Below are 19,845 nucleotides of genomic sequence, written 5' to 3'. Positions count from 1 at the left end.
AAATTATAAAAAGCGACTGTACCATTTTGTTTATTTTATCAACAATTGCGCCATACGGGTGGATAAAAGGCAGTAAACATATCCCCCAACCTAAAAAATACGGTATGAATATCGTCCTGATAAATATATATCTATCTACGTAATAACTGTTTTATAGGTTTTAAAAGGGAATTAATTAAGTATGCTCCCTTTTAAATATCATTTTGTCGGTTTATTGTAAGGATTTTTTCGATTCGAATAACTGACAATTTGTTGCTTTTTACTAAAGCAATTTACAAGTTTTGACAGAAAAACAAAAAGAACGTGACATCATTTAACAATTTAACCAGACAATTATCAATAACATTGAAACCCTATTAATGAATACAACAATATTAATACGAAAATAACTGTTGAGAGGTTGTTTTTGTTTTGGAAAAACGATGTTACAGAGCTGTATGGAGATGGAAGAGGTAAGATGGATGATGGAACTGATTTTTTTATAGTGAAACCTTAATTTTCTTAACTTCTTAATGTTGAACAAACCATGCTAAAAATAATTTTATCATTGAGTAGTTAAGGACATTCGGAGAAATTATGGAGGAGGGAAAATGGATGATGGAACTGAATTTTTCATAGTAAACCTTTAGTTATCGCAACTCCATAAGGTTGAAATAAATTATGAAGCTATAATTTGATTAAGCCCAAATATTGCTATACCTCATTATGCTATACCTCATTATAAAAACTCCGTAAAAACTGTAGCGGAGCATCAGATGGTGCTGATTTGTTACAGTATTCGATAATATCATTTAAATTAAAATGCCCGGATATCGATTGAAAAGTTTCATCGTCTGAATCTTCAAAACCCATACTCCAATCGCTGAAAATACATTGATCATACTTGCCAATCTGTAGTAAAACAACCGATTCATGTCGGGTATCGTTCATTATTTTTTTATAAAGCTTACGCACAATTCTTTCATCACCTTCCAGCAATTGCATAAACCTGCCTTTGCTTTTGGTAATCTGCTGACCTTTAACATATAGTAAAATACCGGTAATATTATTTTGTTTGTTAAATTCTCTGCTTTGGTTAATTAAGGTTTTAATCATGTCGGCATCAAACACCTTACTTTCTACACTGCTGTAAATTAAATAGAAAACGGGGGGCATATTTATATTTTCTGGTTCCATACAGCAATTATCATTAAAATATCTGAATTCCGGGTTAATATTATTTCAAAAAAAACCTGTTGAAATGCTGTTATACCTCTTTAATACAAACGGTTAACTACCTGATATTTACCGACTCCGAGCTCCTCTCAACTATTTCAATCGTTAGAACTGCATCAAAAGAAGCATAAGCTACTATTATGTAATATTAAACCCACATAAGCTGTATAATTATTTTACATTAGCATAGATAAGGTTACCGAAATTAGTTTATTGGGCATCACGATTTGTACAGTGAGCTATGACGCTATGCGCTTTAGCCATACCTGAATAAGGCTTATCATAAGAATAATCAGATAAATAACCTAAATAAATCACTAACCAATTAATTAAAAAACTTATGAGAAATGCGACAAAAACATGGCTAGGCACATTGCTGGCCCTTACTGTTCTTTATTCCTGTAAAAAACCGGAGATGAATCCTGAACAGGAAACAGATCTTTTTGAAGGTAAAAAAAAGGAAATGGCAGTTAGTTCGCTTATTGCAGGCACCTCTTTCAGAGTAGTGGGTTATATGCCATCGTGGGCAGGAGCCGTTAACCAGATTCAATTTAGTAAACTTACCCATGTAAACTATGCTTTCGTACTGCCAAATTCGACCGGTGGATTGCAGCCTGTAGAAAATCCTTCCAAACTGCAAAGCCTGGTTAGCGCTGTCCACGCCGCTGGTGTAAAAGTGCTGATAGCAGTTGGCGGGTGGAATAATGGGAATGACAGTGCTTTCGAAAGCCTGGCTGCAAATTCGGGCTACCGGACCAATTTCACCAATAATATGATCAATTTTGTAAATCAGTATAACCTCGATGGGGTAGATATTGACTGGGAATATCCGGATAATGGAAACTCGGCCAATAACTACACACTCCTGATGCAACAATTAAGCACAGCATTGCATAACAATGGAAAACTGCTCACTGCAGCAGTAGTTTCTGAGAATGGCGGAAGTATCCAGAATGCTGTTTTTAATGCTGTAGATTTCCTTAACCTTATGGCTTATGATGGTGGCGGCGCTAATCACTCTACCTATAATTATGCGGTAAACTCCATTAATTACTGGCAAGGCAGAGGGCTTTCGGCAGCTAAAACTACTTTAGGCGTACCTTTTTATGGCCGCTCCTCTTCTTCATACCTTGATTATAAAGATATTCTTGCTCAGGGCGGAAGTCCGAATTCAGATACCTTTGGCAACATTGGTTACAACGGCATTCCTACCATCAAAAATAAAACAAACCTGGCATACGACCGAACCGGGGGAATTATGATCTGGGACCTGAACGCGGATGCTACAGGGGGTAATTCCTTACTCAGCGCCATTAATGATGCCATAATTGCCCGTGTAAACAATGGCGGATCAGGCATCCCTTATGGAACGGTAATCACCCTTAAGGGATTTAACAATAAATATGTTAACAGCCAGAACGGCACGCAGGCGATGACCTGTACAAGCACAACGGCGCAGGCCTGGGAACAGTTTACTGTTGTAGATGCCGGTGGTGGCAAAGTAGCCTTAAGAAGTATGGGTAAATATGTATCATCAGAAAATGGCACACAGGCTGTTACCTGTAATCGTACCACGATCAGCGATTGGGAAAAATTCGACTGGGTAGTTGCAGCAGACGGCAAAATTGCTTTCAGGGGCAATAACGGAAAATATCTTTCGAGCGAAAATGGTACACAAGCCATGACCTGTACCCGTGCTACTGCTTCCGGCTGGGAGTTTTTTACTAAAAGTTAATCGTTAATAACCGGATCCTTAAATCTATATTGGTGCGGAGTGTTTAACTCCGCATTTTTCATTTTCTCAGCGCTAAATTCCGCTTAATACGGCTTAAGGTTTCAGGCGCAATTCCAAGATAAGAGGCTATAAGATTCTGTGGCAAACGTTCAATGATCTGCGGATTTGATTCAGCCAGTAAGAGGTATTTTTCTTCAGCGCTATGTGTAATGGAGCTCATTAATCTCCGTTCTTTGGTAACTAAACTATTTTGGTAAAGTAAACGGAAATACCGGTCCATAATGGGAACGGCAAGTGTTAAAGCATCATAATCTGCACGCGAAATCATAAAGAGTTCCGAATCTTCTATGGCATCGATATTAAATAAGGCAGGCTCACCTGACAAAAAGCTGTTGAAATCTGAGATCCACCAGCCCTCCCAGCCAAAAACACTCATGTGTTCATCGCCTTTATCATCAACATTATAAGTGCGTAGGAGCCCTTTTGCTACAAATGCCAGGTGCCTGCAAACATCGCCTGCCTGCAGCAAATACTGACGTTTCCTTAATTTTTTAGGCGAAAAAAAGGTTTTTATTTCCGCCCGATCCTTATCTGTAAGCGCAACTTTTTCCTCAATATGGCTGAAGAGTACATTAATCATGGGCGAAAATAATCTTTAGGCAAAGATAAATTTTTCATTGAAAGAACTTCAATTACTGATTGCTTGATCCAGATCAAGTGTATTATCTGATCCAGGTCAAGTACGAATTATCTTCGCCAGGCTAACTTTGCTTAAAATTATAACATCATGAGTAAAATTGCATTAGTAGTTGGGGCAAGCGGCATAACCGGAAGTAATCTGGCAGAAAGCCTGATTTCAAAAGGCTGGAAAACCTATGGCCTGTCGCGGACACCAAATACAGAAATTGAGAAACTTAATCCCGTTGCGGCAGATCTTTTAGATATTATAAGCCTTAAACAGGCCCTGGCAAATATAGCACCCACCCACGTTTATATCACTACCTGGATGCGCAACGATACTGAAGCCGAAAACATCAGGGTTAACAGTTTGATGGTGCGTAATCTTTTAGACGTGCTATCAGAAAAAGGATCGGTTGAGCATGTTGCATTGGTAACCGGATTAAAACATTACCTCGGGCCGTTTGAAGCCTATGCAAAAGAAGGTTTTTTACCTGAAACACCCCTGAGGGAAGAACATCCGAGGTTAGACCTTGAAAATTTTTATTATGCACAGGAAGATGAAGTATATGCCGCAGCAGCACGCGATGGTTTTACCTGGAGCATCCACAGGCCACATACCGTTATTGGTAAAGCAGTTGGTAATGCTATGAATTTAGGAACTACACTGGCTGCATATGCCACCATCTGTAAAAAAACAGGTCGACCGTTTAAATGGCCGGGCTCAGCTGCACAATGGAACGGCATTTCGGATGTTACCGACGCCAGGATATTGGCAGAGCACCTGATCTGGGTTTCTACTACTGATGCAGCCCGTAACGAAGCTTTTAATGTGGTTAACGGAGATGTGTTCCGATGGAGCCGGTTATGGAAACGTATAGCAGCTTATTTTGGGGTAGAACCAATAGGTTTTAAAGATAAAATCCGGCCACTGGAACTAGAAATGAATAACGATTCTGACACCTGGAAACAGATTGCAGAAAAATATCAATTAAGAGAAAAGGAATTAAGCCGTTTGGCATCGGCCTGGCACACCGATCTTGACCTGGGGAGACCAATTGAAGTAATGACCGATATGTCGAAAAGTAGAAAACTAGGTTTTACTATTTTTCAAGATACAGAGGAATCGTTTTTTGAACTCTTTGAAAAACTAAGTGCTGCACATTTAATACCTTAAACTTTAACAGGCATGCTTGCGAAATTTTTGAGGACTGATTGGCATATGTAAAATTAACAAAAAAGGGCTTTCACCAAAGAAAGCCCTTGCTATATTCACTACAATTCTACACCGTAGTAAATTTCAATCTCCCGGTAAACTGATGCCTGGGCACGATCTATCGCTTCACTTGCCGAGTAGCCATACTTAAGGTACACATCAAGGTACACGTTAAATAATTGAACCCAGTAGCCGGGGCCCCTCCTGTCCTGAACTCCGGTTGTGTTACCAATAACCTGACCAGGTTCTATTTCTGAACCGAACGTATTTGCTACTGGTTTCTCCGAAACAGAATTCAGGGTTTTACTTTGAGCGCTGACTGAATTTGATGCAAATGTGGCTAACGATAAGGCCACAGTGCCTGCAAAAATTAATTTTTTAATTGTTTTCATGGGATGTATTATTTTATTTCACACTACTAAGATATATTTTTTTTAAGTCTTTTTTCAAAGTAATATTTTTTTAGTCCCGCAGCTTTAAAAACAGCAATTTGCAATAGTCCGTTGTTGAAAGTTAAAATCATCAGTCAGATAGATGAAGCTAACTCTACTCTCCCCATAATGGAGAAAATGTTAGCACCAGTAGATAAATAAGCCAAACAAACCGTTTTGTTATGGGCTTGTTGTTCTTATCTTTGCAAACAATTTCAGTACAGCTGTTATTGTAGTGAGGTTAAGGCAATCTAAAAGTTAATCCTACCTTTATTATCTTAAAGAAAAAACATTAAACTAATTAAATCACATATCTTATAATGTCTGACGAAAAAATAATCTTTTCAATGGCAGGTGTAAATAAAATTTACCCGCCACAAAAACAGGTTTTAAAAAATATTTACCTTTCTTTCTTTTACGGGGCCAAAATCGGGGTAATCGGTTTAAACGGTTCTGGTAAATCTTCCCTTTTAAAAATTATTGCCGGTTTAGACAAGTCTTATCAGGGCGAGGTGGTTTTCTCACCGGGTTACTCTGTTGGTTATCTGGCACAGGAACCGATTCTGGATCCTGAAAAAACCGTCCGTGAAGTAGTTGAAGAAGGTGTAGCCGAAGTAACGGCCATTTTAAAAGAGTACGAAGAAGTGAATGAAGCTTTTGGTTTAGAAGAAAACTACTCTGATCCGGATGCCATGGATAAACTGATGGCCAGACAAGGCGAACTTCAGGATAAAATTGATGCATTAGGTGCCTGGGAAATCGATTCGAAATTAGAAAGAGCGATGGATGCCTTGCGTTGTCCTGATCCTGAAACCAAAATCGGAGTATTATCTGGTGGTGAGCGCCGCCGTGTGGCCATGTGCCGCTTATTGCTGCAACACCCTGATGTATTATTATTGGATGAGCCTACCAACCACCTTGATGCGGAAAGTATCGATTGGTTAGAACAATTCTTACAGAACTATGAAGGTACCGTTATCGCTGTTACCCACGACAGGTATTTCTTAGATAACGTTGCCGGTTGGATTTTAGAGTTAGACCGTGGCGAAGGTATTCCATGGAAAGGAAATTACAGCAGCTGGTTAGATCAGAAAGCAAAACGCTTATCTCAGGAAGAGAAAACAGAAAGCAAACGCCAGAAAACTTTAGAGCGTGAGTTAGAATGGGTACGCATGGCACCAAAAGCACGTCACGCAAAATCTAAGGCACGTTTGGCTAACTATGATAAACTGGCCTCAGAGGATGGCAGAGAAAGAGAGGATAAATTAGAGCTTTTCATTCCTGCCGGACCGCGTTTGGGTAATGTTGTGATCGAAGCCACAAACGTAACCAAGGCTTATGGTGATAAAGTATTGTTCGATAATTTAAACTTCTCATTGCCTCCTGCAGGTATTGTGGGTATTATCGGTCCAAATGGTGCGGGTAAAACTACTTTGTTCCGTTTAATTACCGGACAGGAAGAAGCTGATGCCGGTACTTTCCGCGTAGGAGAAACGGTAGAACTGGGTTATGTAGATCAGATGCACAATGATCTGGATGCCGATAAAACGGTGTACGAAAACATTACCGATGGTTTAGATAATATCCAACTGGGTGCTAAAGCCGTTAACGGACGGGCTTATGTATCGAAATTCAACTTCAATGGCGGCGATCAGCAGAAAAAAGTAGGCATTTTATCTGGTGGTGAACGTAATCGTGTACACCTGGCCATCACTTTGAAAAAAGGAGCAAACGTATTGCTACTGGATGAGCCTACCAACGATATAGACGTAAATACATTGCGTGCACTGGAAGAAGCTTTAGAAAACTTTGGCGGTTGCGCCGTGGTAATCAGTCACGACAGGTGGTTCTTAGATAGAATTTGTACGCACATCCTCGCTTTCGAGGGCAACTCTGAAGTTTATTTCTTCGAGGGTAACTACTCAGATTACGAAGAAAACCGCAAGAAACGTTTGGGTGATGTTACGCCGAAACGCATCAGGTACAAAAAACTAGATTAATACTAAGTCCCGATAAAAATCGGGACTTTTTTGTTTGAGATCGCAATTGAAATGTTTTAAAACAATTCGGGATTGGAAAAAGATAACTTCAAAAGTAAGAGGCTATCTTAATTTAATTTTCTTTCAAAAATGTCACGTTGAGCTTGTAGAAACGCTTACGATAAATCTAAGTAGGCCCTTCGACAGGCTCAGGATGACAAATTTTTCTCATAATCTATGCAGGCTGAAAAGGCACAGGTCTTTGATTTTCTTTCGCTTTGCGTTTCCCCCTGAAAAAGAAATACAGGTTGATAAATAGCATAATCCCTAAGTAAATGGCAAAACCACCTATTTTAGAACTTAGCGCTTCAACTAAACTGCGGTAATCGTTTGCGCCAATCGTAATCTTCATAATTAACAGTGCGAAACCGATATTGAGCAGGTAAAAGCCTGTTTCGAAAAGTTTGTTAGTCGCATTCGCGATTTCTTCCCTCCCTTTAAAAATATCAAGCATATAGATTTTACTGTTTTTGAACAGCGTTTTTGAAACATAAAAAGTCAGAAAAAGTGCAATTGGTAAATAAACTGCATAGCCGATTAAAATTTTTGTCGTTTCCATGATGAAAAGTTTAAGGTGTTATTTTATTAATTTATGTATGGTATTGGTAAGCAAATAGATATTTAAATAATGAAGAACAGACAGGATACATACAATGGTGGCCACTTTTACCGCCATTACTTCTACCAACTGTTGCGATGAACAGATCGTCTCCCAGCCTACCAATGTCATGGCACAGTAGCCAATGTTTACCAGGTAGTAAGAGACTAACAGTGATTTGTTAATCTGCTGACAAAGGTCTAAATGATCGGGAATGAGTTCGGCTACAAAGATATTTCCGTTGCGGTAGCAGATCTTCCCTACCACTACGATAATGAATACGATAACCGTTATAAAGATGCCATATCCGAGTATATTATAATCCATAACCTACCACTTAAATTATTTAACTTTCAGTAAAAATTGAAAATAAAGATTAAAAAAATATGCCATTTTTACGGCGTTTTTAATCTTTTGTATGTTTCATTTCTCCCTCACGATGTAAAAGTAAATTAAATTTATTAAACTTTCAAATATTATTGAAAATTCATAAAAACAAATAAATTACAGGAAGTCGTTGGTCGCCAAGCTCATTTTTACTACCGTCATTTCGAGCGTAGTACAACGAAGCCGGGAAATCTAGTGTAGATCTCTCCATTCCACTGCGTTTCAGTCGAGATGACGACCTATTAAATTAGAAGTAACTCTTGCGACTTGTCATCCTGAATGTAATGAAGGATCTTATTTACCATTGGCTTCTATTTTATTAAAAGATTCTTCACTTTGTTCTCTCACAATCCCGTCATTTCGAGCGTAGTACAATGAAGCCGGGAAATCTAGTGTAGATCTCTCCATTCCACTGCGTTCCAGTCGAGATGACGACTTATTAAATTAGAAGTAACTCTTGCGACTTGTCATCCTGAATGTAATGAAGGATCTTATTTACCATTGGCTTCTATTTTATTAAAAGGTTCTTCACTCTGTTCTCTCTCAATCCCGTCATTTCAAGCGAAGTGCGGCGAAGCCGGGAAATCTAGTGTAGATCTCTCCATTCCACTGCGTTCCAGTCGAGATGACGACCTATTAAATTAGAAGTAACTCTTGCGACTTGTCATCCTGAATGTAATGAAGGATCTTATTTACCATTGGCTTCTATTTATTAAAAGATTCTTCACTCTGTTCTCTCACAATCCCGTCATTCGAGCTTAGTGCAACGAAGCCGGGAAATCTAGTGTAGATCTCTCCATTCCACTGAGTTCCAGTCGAGATGACGATGCTTTGTTGTATTTTGTTAATGATAGCAGAGTCGAAAGGTTGTTAAACTGGTTTTTAATTTAAAGATTCTTCACTGCGTTCAGAATGACAATCAGTTTAATTTACAGGAATTAAGTTTCTGCATCATGCTGACCAATCGAACTTATGACTAATGACCAAATGAATTTCCAGCCGCAGATTTACGGAAAACACGGTTTAATTTATCAAAAGATTCTTCACTGCGTTCAGAATGACAGCAAAGGAAAATTTAGTTTCTGTCTGCAGTGGTCAAATTCCTGCATCATGCTAACCAATAAACTAATGACTAATCAACCAATGAACTTAACTTAGTGCCTGTTTTTCAGCGCTTTTTTGATCGCCGCATCCGTTACACCTTCCATAATCTTATAGCCGGCAAGGTTGGGGTGTACACCATCAACCGTTAATTCAGGTCGTTGCCCCTTGCGATCATCGACCAATGGGGTCCAATAATCCAGAAGGGTATAATTTTTTTCTTTTGCGTAAGCAGCAATCATTTCGTTCAGGGAAACAATAATTTCAGCAGGTTCAATGCTTTTGTTCCATGGATATTGGTAAACAGGTAAATACTTGCAAAGTATTACTTTAATGTGGTGTAAGCGGGCCAGTTCTGCCATCGATTTGATGTTGTTCAGAATTTTTTCGTTGGTTACATGCCCGGTATTGCCAGAAATATCATTGCTACCCGCTAAAATAATGACCACTTTTGGTTTAAGATTAATTACATCCTGCCTGAAACGGATCAGCAACTGTGGCGAAATCTGTCCGCTTATGCCCCTGTCCACATAAGAATTATTGTTAAAATATTCAGGATCTTTTTGCTTCCAGAATTCGAAAATCGAGCTTCCCAAAAATACTACGCGTTTTTCTTTTCGGTTTGTTGGCGGCAAAAGTTCATTCTCTTTCTGGTATTTGGTAAGGGCTGCCCAGTCATCGGCAAAGTTTTCTTTCTTTGGCTTATTATTTAGTGAATCTGTTTTCTGATCCTGTGCAAACAAATTATTTGCAGAAATCAGCAAAAGAAAAAATAGAAATTTACTTTTCATGGGATATTTAACAGGTAAATGAGCGAAACGCTAAACTAAATAATTTGGGCTTAATTATTTTATTCGTCGCCATTCGTTTTACTTTTTCTATTTCCAAACTGGCTTAAATTATAGCTCAGGGTAGCTTGTACAAAGCGGCTGATAAACCTCGTTCTGTTTTCAGAAATTGAGTTATTGCTGATACTCGTGCTAAAAAGTGCGCCCTGATTAAATAAATCGTTGGCCTGAACAGAGAAAAGCAGTTTGTTCCCCTTAAGAAAAGAGGTATTTAATCCCATATTCACCAGCAAGGGATTTCCGGCATATAAACTATAACCAAAATTTAAACTTTTAGAGGCCGAGGCATTTACCCGAAAACGTTTGCCTGGAATCCAGCTGGCACTTCCGGTTAAAGCCAAAACCTGCACATTTTTAATGTTCTGGTTCATTACAGAATAGGTATTAGAGCTGAAACTGTATGATGCGCTGGTATTAAAAGAATATTTTTTCTCATTCAGGTTAAACCTGAAGGCATTCGAAACGTTAATGCCGCTACTCTTGTTCAATACGTTATCGGTATAAAAAACATTGTGACTGTAAGCGATATTCCCATTTACAGATAACGACAGTTTATTATCAAGCATCCTTTTATTAAACGAATAATTTCCACCTACGTTATAAATACCATTTACATTTTCGTAAGTGGTTTGCTGTTTTAAACTGTTCAACGTATCCCTGAGAAAAACCGTATTGCTTACCACACTGTTAATGGCAAAAGTACCTGATAAACCAGCCATAATACTTAATCCTGATTTTAACCCAAATCTGTTATAACTCAGATCGGCGGTGTGGCTCGATGTTGCTTTCAGATCGGGGTTACCAATAATCAGGTTTTGCACATCATTATTGTTCCTAACTGGCTGCAGCTTGTTAAAATCGGGCGAATTGGTGTAACCATTGTATCCAAAGCTTAAATTTCCATTGTCTTTAATCTGATAGCTTAAATTGGCAGAAGGGGAAAAATTCAGCTGATAATTTTTAAGTTCCTGTCCGGTATTCTGATATTTACCGGTGATGATGCTGGGTGAAAAATTAAGACCAAAATTATAATTGATCCGGTTGCTGTTGGTGTTATAACCAATGCTGATGTTCTGGTTGATAAAATTGGAAACATAATCCTGCCCAAGCGAATCGACTACAAAACGATTCCCAAATGGGTTGGTAACGGTGGTGGTTTGCAGGTTCTGGCTCCTGCTTACCGAAAAACGGTAAGATAAATTAACAAAACTGTATCCGGTACTATCATTCGTTTTTTTCAGGGAATTTGAAAACTGGATGTTCCCGCCAAAATTAGCGCTTGAAGTATTGTTTTCTACCAAACGATTTAAGAGCGAATCTTTAACCAGTATATTGGTGGTTTCATTGTAATAGCGGATAATATCATTAATGGTACTATTGGTATTTCCGCCGCTGGTTCCAAAATTAAAACCCATGGAAAGTGAGCGCTTGTTATTGGCCAGCCTCCGCGACCAGTTAATGCTGCCATTAAGGTTTGGATTACTGTTACGCGAACCTGAATTAGAGCTCAAATCCTGTTTAATATATCCGGTTTTATTGGAGGTAGAAAAAGCATCATTCCGGGTATCGGCCAAAGATCCGGCCAACGAAGCATTGAAATAATTCTTTTTAGTAGCCCCGTTTAAACCAAGGTTAATGTTATTATTCAGAGATTTTGAATTACTGGCACTCTCCCTTAAATCGTAAATGGTACCCTGTGGGTTAAAGGTTTCGAGGTAATTGCTCTGAATGGATTTGTTTGTGCCATTACTAAAATTATAACTCCCGTTTACACTAAATTCTTTCGAAATTTTATCCCTGATGTTACCGCTTAAACCTCCGTTATTCATTTGGTTAAACTCATTATTGGTAATACCATAACGACCTCCAAAACCGATCTGCTTTGTTTTTTTCCAGATATTGCCACTAACACCCAAATTATGCGCATTATTGGTTGCTGAACTTAGGTTCATTCCACCAAAAACGCCTTTATCCATGCCCGGTTTAGTAACCAGATTCAGCATTTTTTGTGGTGTACCCGTTTTTATCCCTGTAAAATTAGCTTCATCGCCATAATCGTCTATTACCTGAAGTTTGGCAATAATATCTGCCGGCAACTGCCTGATGTAATCTTCTACGTTACTGGTAAAAAAATCTTCACCATTAACCCGCAGCTTCGTCATTTTTTTGCCCATTGCTGTTACAGCACCTTTTTCATCAACCTCGATGCCCTGCAATTGCTTTAACAGGTCTTCTACCTTGTCGTTTTCCCTAATGGTATAGGCCCCGGCATTGTACTCGATGGTATCTTTTTTGATTTTAATTGGATCTACTTTTACTTTCACCTCTACATCTTCCAATTTGATGCTTTCGGATTTGAGCATAATCGGATCCAGCTCAACGCCTTTTTTCGAAGGTTCGATTTCGTAAACAGAGGCATAAGGTTGATAACCCAATGCTGTAATGCTAAGGTAGAATTTGTTGTGGTTTACTTTCAGGAATGTAAAATTGCCTTTCGAATCAGCATTTGAACGAAGGGTATCTTTATCGGTAATCAATCGGATACTTACGCCCTCAACGGGCTTTTTTAAAGAATCGATTACTTTGCCGCTTATTTTAAACTGAGACTGAGCGAGAGCGTTAAAGGAGAAAGTGATCAGTATAAAAAATAATAAAAAGCATAAATTATTGCTTTTTCTCATCCCTCGGACCTCTTTTATAAATTACCAGACCATTTAAGAAATTACGGAGGATCTGATCGCCGCAAGGTTTAAAATTCTCATGATCTTCATTCCTGAAAATGTCGCCCAGTTCAGCCTTGGTTACCTTAAAGCCCACCAAATCACAAATGGTAATAATATCTTCTGTTTTTAATGATAAGGCTACTCTTAGTTTTTTTAATATATCGTTGTTGCTCATGCTTATTTAAGTGATTGAATGACAGAATGATTGAGTGAATGATTGATTGATTGAGTGAGTGAGTGAATGAATGAATGAGTGAATGTTGTAAAGTTTAATTGTTAAAGGTTTTAAGGTTGCAAAGCGCAGATTCAACTCCAAACGCTCAACTCCAAACTCTTCTTTAACTTGCTATTTCTAATTTAAGTTTTTTCCCTTTAATTCTTTCGCCGCTTAAATCTTTTAACAATTTTTCTACTTTGCCTCTTTTAATGGCCACATAACTGGTGGTATCTTTAACTTCAATCAATCCGAGATCTTCTTTTGCCAGGTTACCTTTTTGCAAAAATAAACCCACAATATCAATCTTGTTAATTTTATCTTTTTTACCATGGGCCAGATATAAAGTTACCCATTCGCTGGCCTCAGGCAGTTTATATTTGTCTGATAAAACTTCTTCTTCAATATCTTCCGGCAAATATTTATAATTCTCTTCTGTAGTTAAAATGGCATAAGCCGTTCCTTTGGCGTGCATCCGTGCGGTACGGCCATTACGGTGAATATAGGCATCTTCGGTATAAGGCAACTGATAATGCACAATATGCTCTACCTCAGGAATATCCAAACCACGGGCGGCAAGATCGGTTGTAATTAAAATCCTGTGACTACCGTTCCTAAATTTTAACAAAGCCTTTTCGCGGTCGAACTGTTCCATGCCGCCATGAAAAACATCATGCCCTAAACCATTTTCAAAAAGAAGATCGCTAATGCGGTCGACGGTTTCCCTGTGGTTACAGAAAACCAATGTATTTTTATCGCCGATTTTACTTAGCAGCCTGAAAAGATAATCAAGCTTTTCATCGGCAGGAGCCGTTATTTTTTTTAGTTTTAAATCTGGCTTAGCCTTAATATTTTTTGAAAAATCGACTTCAACCGGATTATTGATTTTCACAAATGCAGGAATCTCTTCCATTTTGGTTGCTGAAGTAAGAATGCGTTGTTTTAGCGAAAGTAACGAACCAATGATATAAGACATATCACTTTCAAAACCAAACTCTAACGACTTATCAAATTCATCTAAAACCAATGTTTCAATAAAAGATTCATCAAAATTCTGATGTTCTAAATGATAGGCGATTCTACCTGGCGTGCCAATCAGCACAGCAGGCGGATGGGCAAGGTTATTTTTCTCTATCCTTACGGCATGACCGCCATAACAGCAATTTACCTTAAAAGAAGTACCCATTTGTTTAAAAACCTGCTCAATTTGCAGGGCAAGCTCTCTGGAAGGCACCAAAACCAAAGCCTGAACACCCTTAACCCCATTTTTTAAATTGGAAAGTAAAGGCAATAAAAAGGCCAACGTTTTCCCCGAACCCGTTGGCGCAATCAATATTAAATCTTTACCGGTTTTAGCTGCTTGTAAAGAAGCTTCCTGCATTTCGTTAAGTGCAGAAATATTTAATTTTTTTAAGGCATTTTCTATCATTCCGCCATAAAGGTAATCATTTCTCTCTATGGCAAAAACCAGGTTCTGCGTTAAGGTTTGAAAAACCTGTTTCTAAGTTTGCGTATTGTAGAAAAATTTAACGTCTTATCTAACAGCATCAGCATATTGCCGCGTTTAGACATAGAAGATTGCACTTTTTCATTAACGGCATCAACTGATGATAAAATCCTGTCAGCCAGTTTATCCGCAAATTTATTGGCTCTGCAATTTTGTAATAATTGAAGTTCTTGAATTAATTCTGCTCTCATAATTAAGAATTTTTAATGAATGTACTAATATTTAACGACCCGATAAATGATTTGTTTCAATAATTTATAAACTGATCCGAACTATTATCACTAACTTGTTGATAACTAACTTTTTGTTAGCAAATAAACAACCTGCACTTAACACATATTTAATTTATAGCGCTTATTTTTATAAAAACCTGATTACCATTTATTAACCTCAAAAACACATAATGTATGACGTGGAAAAAATTTAGTGGTGAAATTATTCAGTCTTCCATCCTCGAAGAGGTTGAAAAAGCAATTATCAGAGAAAGTGAAAAGGGATTTAAACTTAAAGTTTGTATCGGTACCGACTCGCAGGTTAAAGGAGCGATAACCGATTTTGCAACAGTAATCGTATTACTAAGAGAGCATCATGGTGGCTTTATGTACATCCACCAGGAAAAAAGCACGCAACAGGTAAGCATTAAGGAAAGAATGTTGATGGAAGTACAAAAATCGATTGAAACTGCTTATTCCATCTGCGATTTGCTTGATATTTATGATGTAGCGCTCGAGGTACATGCCGATATCAACACCAACCCGTCATTTAAATCGAACAAAGCACTGAACGACGCCATGGGATATATTTTAAGCATGGGATTTATTTTTAAGGCAAAACCGGAAGCATTTGCAAGCTCAACCTGTGCGGATAAGATGGTGCATTAGGATGGAAGATGTGGGATGGAAAAGGGATGACGGGGTTAGTCCGGAAGTAAGGGGGTCGGAGGTCCGAAGCTTTGTGCCGTCATTGCCAAGCGTAGTGAAACGCAGTCGAGAAATCTGTGAATTAGGTTGATAATCGATGTGCTTGATAGATCGTTTTAGGTCAGTTTTGTTCTACACAAGAGAATCCGTCATTGCAAGGCACGAAGCAATCCTAATGCTTTCGTTATATTTTAATGTTTGTTGGCATAGTCATAGTTGTAAGATTGCTTCGTACCTCGCAATGACGAATAAAATTTACTCTTTATCTTTGTGAACTTTGTGGTGAAAAACAAGAGTTCCAATTTTTCTCAACAAAAACTTCATCTTTGTTGTTGTAGTTTAAAACAAGCACTTGAAAACATACAGATTAGAGTTTACCCAAAAACTCCCGATTGATTTAGATACCGCATGGGATTTTTTTTCTTCGCCCTTAAACCTGGCAGAAATTACCCCAAAAGATATGACTTTTGATGTGACTTCGCCAAATATGGCCAATACCAAAATGTATCCCGGTTTAATTATTACTTATAAAGTTTCTCCCATTTTTGGCATTAAGTTAGGTTGGGTAACCGAAATAACCCATGTTAAGGATCAAGAATACTTTATAGACGAACAGCGCTTTGGCCCTTTTGCTTTTTGGCACCATCAGCACCATTTCGAGAAAATAGACGGAGGTGTTTTAATGCACGATACCTTACATTACAGCATTGGCTGGGGACCAATTGGCCCAATTGCAAACGCCATGATTGTTAAGAATAAGATCAATGAAATTTTTAAATTCCGGTATCAGAAAGTTGAAGAATTATTTGGCAAGTTTAAATGAGTTGGTTACCATTTTTTAGTAGAAATGGTTTCTGTCTTTTTTTTAGCTTTCTCTACCCTATTGGTTGCTAAATACTTTTTAAAGTCTTCACCAAATTTGTCGATCTTATTATAGGCACTGTTAACAACATCTTTCCAGGCACCGGCATTAAGTTTACCCGGATTTCGTTCTAAAGGAGTACCAATCCTGGTTGTAGCAACAAAATTGCCATAACGGTCGCGCTGGTATGGAATGTATAAAAAGTCGGTTAGCCAAAAACGATATTTTCCATTACGAGCTTCGAACACAAAATTGTAGCTGATTTCTCCGCTTGGGTGCCCGGCAACTAAAATTGTTTTATCAATCACCATGGTTCCTTTGGCCAAAATAGAAGTATCGGTAATACTTTCTGCCTTCATCGATTTTTTATAGGCCACATCAACAAAAGATTTAGCCCTTTGCAATAAAGTATCTCTACTTAACGATTGAGAATCGACCACTTTATAGTAAATAAATTTACCGTTATCATCTTTAGAAAACTGTTTTTGCTGTGCCGAAAGATCAATGGAAAATGCAACTAAAAGAAAAAGAATAATGTATTTCATCAGAATGGATTAATGTACTTGCCAAATATTTAAAGATACTAAAAAGCCGTTCCGATTTTACACCGGAACGGCTTAATATTTGAAAATTTCTTCCTTAAAAAGCGTAAACAGCGGCTAAAGAAAACTGGCCGGCGTTTGGCGCTATTGCACCACTTTTGTTAAAGAAAGGTTTATCGCTATTATGATCTAACCTTACCTCAGGGATAAAAGTTAAGCCACCCGATTTCACATTTGCAGTAAGCGTAACCGCTGTAGTAGAAGTAGCGGCGGTAGTACCATAAGCTTTGGCTTTAAAATACTCACCCCTTAAACCAATGGTAACCGCATCAGCCACCGCATATTGAGGATATAGTGCTGCACCCGCATAACTTCCCTGCACCGAACTATCTTTAATATCATAATTAGCGGCATTTAAACCTAGTTTAAATTTCTCTGTAATCTGATAAGAAGTAGTTAAATCGATAATGGTTCCGTAACCGCCATAACCGGCACCTGATAAGGCATTGATATAAGCCGTCCAGCCTTCAACCGGGGCAACCATTAACTGCCCCCCAATTGCTGATACACCACGCGTTGCACTGTAAACATTCCAGTCGTTAAATAAACCGGCCATTAAGCTTACTTTATCGCTGAATTTGTAAGTGGCTTTAATACCCGCATTTTGGAACGGACCATTTGTAAATAAATACGAAGTTGAATAATTAAAGTTTCCAACCGGAGAAATAACTTCATATCCGACAAAAGTACCCATGTAACCAGCAGTCATGCTAAACTGATCAGTAAAATCGTAATTAACATATAAATTCTGGATATTGAACGACGAACCGCCAGCCGCAGCATCAGGAATAGATTGCGATTGCCCCCTTGGGCCAAAAGACAACTCTCCTACAAATGAGGCTTTGCCTGTTTTTTTCTTCAAGGCAATATCAATCATACCCAACGAAACCGAATTATGGTCAGTTACAAAAGACGTTTTTCCGTTTAATGGATTTTTCGCAAAATCATATTTAAAGTACGTATCAACCGACCCTGAAATTTCAAGTGGTGACGTGGTGGTTTCTTGCGCCAGGGCACAGCTTGCGCTGGCCATTGCGAAAATAGCAGTTAAAAGTTTCTTCATGTTTGAGCTTGATTTGAGTTTAGATATTATAAAATCCTTAAGAAATTGGTTCTGTTAAGGGGCTGTTTCTTTCGATATAGATCGCTCTTTCTTCAACTAATAAGGTACCTTGTGAGTATTTCTCATCGTGTTGAGAAGCATCTAATCCTAATTCTTCTTCTTCTTCAGAAACCCTGATCGGATTAATAAGGTTTACCAGTTTAAAGATAATGAACGATACCACAAAGCTGAAAGCAATTACGATTACCGCACCTTTTAACTGCGTAATAAAGAAAGCAGGGTTACCATAAAATAATCCGTCAGCACCGGCAGCATTAACCGTTTTTGTAGCAAAAACACCTGTTAATAACATCCCAACAATACCGCCCACACCATGGCAAGGAAAAACATCTAAAGTATCATCTAAGCTGGTTTTTTGTTTCCATGAAACCACAAGGTTAGAAATAACAGCGGCAATGGCACCGATAAATATACTTGATGAAATACTTACAAAACCGGCACCTGGCGTAATGGCAACCAAACCTACCACTGCACCAATACAAAAACCTAAAACAGAAGGTTTTTTACCTCTTGCAACATCGAAGAACATCCACGATAAACCAGCAGCACCCGCAGCAGTATTTGTAGTTAAAAATGCAGAAACAGCTAAACTACCGGCACTTAATGCAGAACCTGCGTTAAAACCGAACCAACCGAACCATAATAAACCTGTACCGATTAATACGTAAGGAATATTTGCAGGCGGAACTTCTTTATGCTCTAAGTGAGATTTTCTGCGTTTTAAAACCAGTGCACCAGCCAAAGCGGCCATACCTGCAGAGATATGCACTACAGTACCACCGGCAAAATCCAAAACACCCATTTTAAACAGGAAACCTTGTGGATGCCAGGTCCAGTGTGCTAACGGAGAGTAAACGAAAATGGCAAATAAAACGATAAATAAGATATAAGAAGTAAAACGGATACGTTCTGCAACAGCACCTACCACTAAACCTGGGGTAATGATGGCAAACATTAACTGAAATACAGCAAATAAAGAAAGTGGAATGGTTAAATCAGCACCGCCCTGAAGATGTGGTGCACCAGAATTTACACCTTTAAAAAACAGAAATGTTGATGGGTTTCCGATAAAACCGCCAATGGTATCACCAAAAGCTAAACTAAAACCAACAACTGTCCATAAAACGGTAATTACTCCTGCTGCTACCACACTTTTAATCATGGTAGACAGTACGTTTTTACGGTGAACCATACCGCCATAAAAGAAAGCAAGACCTGGAGTCATTAAAAATACAAGCGCTGCAGCGATTAAAATAAATGCAATATCAGGCGCACTGTATTTACCCTCGTCGAAATTTGGAAGAAGTGGAATAAATAGAGCGAAAATCGCGACGATCATTAAAATCGCGAAGGGCGCAAACTGTTTAAAGGAAAATTTACTCATAGTTTTTAGTTTAATTTGTTAATATTATTTAAATAATGTGATTTTTGGTTATTTATTTTTATAAAAATACGACATAATGTATTTTTTACACTATTAAATTGAAATATTTTAACAAAAAACAGTGATTTTTATAAAACAAAGCAAAAATTAACCTCAAAAATAAAAATAACAAAAAAAACAGCCGATTTTAATGCAAGTTTTTAATAAAAACAAAACACACCATTAATTGTATTTTATATCATTTTACCTAAAATTTATAATA

The 19,845-nt window shown here is 38.1% G+C and carries 18 protein-coding genes; 5 read left to right on the top strand and 13 right to left on the bottom strand.

The features are described from left to right. Positions 1–708 precede the first annotated feature (708 nt). On the bottom strand, positions 709–1,176 hold the full coding sequence (locus ACTJKC_RS14680; RefSeq protein WP_440792973.1) for a BLUF domain-containing protein: 468 nt from the start codon (positions 1,174–1,176) through the stop codon (positions 709–711). Positions 1,177–1,555: 379 nt separating this feature from the next. Here ACTJKC_RS14680 and ACTJKC_RS14675 point away from each other — a divergent pair, with 379 nt between their 5' ends. Further along, positions 1,556–2,950 carry a glycosyl hydrolase family 18 protein gene (locus tag ACTJKC_RS14675; RefSeq protein ID WP_440792971.1) on the top strand — a complete coding sequence of 465 codons (1,395 nt, stop codon included), beginning with the start codon at positions 1,556–1,558 and terminating at the stop codon, positions 2,948–2,950. Between the two features lie 58 nt (positions 2,951–3,008). On the opposite strand, the gene ACTJKC_RS14670 is transcribed toward ACTJKC_RS14675, so the two are convergent. Then, complete coding sequence (locus ACTJKC_RS14670) at positions 3,009–3,590, bottom strand: Crp/Fnr family transcriptional regulator (RefSeq protein WP_440792969.1); 582 nt, start codon at positions 3,588–3,590, stop codon at positions 3,009–3,011. Positions 3,591–3,737: 147 nt separating this feature from the next. Here ACTJKC_RS14670 and ACTJKC_RS14665 point away from each other — a divergent pair, with 147 nt between their 5' ends. After that, positions 3,738–4,805, top strand: coding sequence for an SDR family oxidoreductase (locus ACTJKC_RS14665; protein ID WP_440792967.1), 1,068 nt, complete (start codon positions 3,738–3,740; stop codon positions 4,803–4,805). 98 nt (positions 4,806–4,903) lie between these two features. On the opposite strand, the gene ACTJKC_RS14660 is transcribed toward ACTJKC_RS14665, so the two are convergent. Further along, entirely contained in the window at positions 4,904–5,236 is a 333-nt protein-coding gene (locus tag ACTJKC_RS14660) for a hypothetical protein (RefSeq protein ID WP_440792965.1), read from the bottom strand. Positions 5,237–5,595: 359 nt separating this feature from the next. Between ACTJKC_RS14660 and ettA the strand changes: the two genes are divergently transcribed. After that, a complete protein-coding gene (gene ettA / locus ACTJKC_RS14655; protein WP_440792963.1) occupies positions 5,596–7,275 on the top strand; it encodes an energy-dependent translational throttle protein EttA in 1,680 nt (559 codons plus the stop codon). A 214-nt stretch (positions 7,276–7,489) separates the two neighbouring features. Here ettA and ACTJKC_RS14650 read toward each other — a convergent pair whose 3' ends face one another. The 7 genes from ACTJKC_RS14650 to ACTJKC_RS14620 form a co-directional block, all read right to left on the bottom strand. Further along, a complete protein-coding gene (locus ACTJKC_RS14650) occupies positions 7,490–7,873 on the bottom strand; it encodes a hypothetical protein (protein WP_440792961.1) in 384 nt (127 codons plus the stop codon). Positions 7,874–7,891: 18 nt separating this feature from the next. Beyond that, on the bottom strand, positions 7,892–8,239 hold the full coding sequence (locus tag ACTJKC_RS14645) for a hypothetical protein (RefSeq protein WP_440792959.1): 348 nt from the start codon (positions 8,237–8,239) through the stop codon (positions 7,892–7,894). A 1,214-nt stretch (positions 8,240–9,453) separates the two neighbouring features. Next, positions 9,454–10,191 carry a GDSL-type esterase/lipase family protein gene (locus ACTJKC_RS14640; protein WP_440792957.1) on the bottom strand — a complete coding sequence of 246 codons (738 nt, stop codon included), beginning with the start codon at positions 10,189–10,191 and terminating at the stop codon, positions 9,454–9,456. A 59-nt stretch (positions 10,192–10,250) separates the two neighbouring features. Further along, a complete protein-coding gene (locus ACTJKC_RS14635; protein ID WP_440792955.1) occupies positions 10,251–12,929 on the bottom strand; it encodes an outer membrane beta-barrel protein in 2,679 nt (892 codons plus the stop codon). Next, positions 12,913–13,146, bottom strand: coding sequence for a DUF1456 family protein (locus ACTJKC_RS14630; RefSeq protein ID WP_029274124.1), 234 nt, complete (start codon positions 13,144–13,146; stop codon positions 12,913–12,915). The genes ACTJKC_RS14635 and ACTJKC_RS14630 overlap by 17 nt, the downstream gene beginning before the upstream one ends. Before the next feature lie 163 nt (positions 13,147–13,309). Beyond that, positions 13,310–14,614, bottom strand: a complete 1,305-nt coding sequence (locus tag ACTJKC_RS14625) for a DEAD/DEAH box helicase (RefSeq protein ID WP_440792952.1) — start codon at positions 14,612–14,614, stop codon at positions 13,310–13,312. A gap of 50 nt (positions 14,615–14,664) precedes the next feature. Next, complete coding sequence (locus ACTJKC_RS14620) at positions 14,665–14,883, bottom strand: hypothetical protein (RefSeq protein ID WP_440792950.1); 219 nt, start codon at positions 14,881–14,883, stop codon at positions 14,665–14,667. A gap of 216 nt (positions 14,884–15,099) precedes the next feature. Between ACTJKC_RS14620 and ACTJKC_RS14615 the strand changes: the two genes are divergently transcribed. Further along, entirely contained in the window at positions 15,100–15,573 is a 474-nt protein-coding gene (locus ACTJKC_RS14615) for a ribonuclease H-like YkuK family protein (RefSeq protein WP_344853096.1), read from the top strand. 391 nt (positions 15,574–15,964) lie between these two features. Next, on the top strand, positions 15,965–16,435 hold the full coding sequence (locus tag ACTJKC_RS14610; RefSeq protein ID WP_440792947.1) for an SRPBCC family protein: 471 nt from the start codon (positions 15,965–15,967) through the stop codon (positions 16,433–16,435). Positions 16,436–16,440: 5 nt separating this feature from the next. On the opposite strand, the gene ACTJKC_RS14605 is transcribed toward ACTJKC_RS14610, so the two are convergent. The 3 genes from ACTJKC_RS14605 to ACTJKC_RS14595 all read right to left on the bottom strand — a co-directional run bounded on the left by ACTJKC_RS14605 (position 16,441) and on the right by ACTJKC_RS14595 (position 19,583). Continuing rightward, entirely contained in the window at positions 16,441–17,019 is a 579-nt protein-coding gene (locus ACTJKC_RS14605) for a DUF4468 domain-containing protein (protein WP_440792945.1), read from the bottom strand. Between the two features lie 94 nt (positions 17,020–17,113). Further along, a complete protein-coding gene (locus ACTJKC_RS14600) occupies positions 17,114–18,139 on the bottom strand; it encodes a porin (RefSeq protein ID WP_440792943.1) in 1,026 nt (341 codons plus the stop codon). A 37-nt stretch (positions 18,140–18,176) separates the two neighbouring features. Beyond that, positions 18,177–19,583, bottom strand: a complete 1,407-nt coding sequence (locus tag ACTJKC_RS14595; protein ID WP_344853092.1) for an ammonium transporter — start codon at positions 19,581–19,583, stop codon at positions 18,177–18,179. Positions 19,584–19,845: the final 262 nt, after the last annotated feature.

It is taken from the genome of Pedobacter sp. 22226, from assembly GCF_052045455.1.
Taxonomy (GTDB): Bacteria; Bacteroidota; Bacteroidia; order Sphingobacteriales; family Sphingobacteriaceae; genus Pedobacter; species Pedobacter jeongneungensis.
Note: the sequence above shows the minus strand (reverse complement) of the source record. Positions and strands in the feature narration are given on the sequence as shown.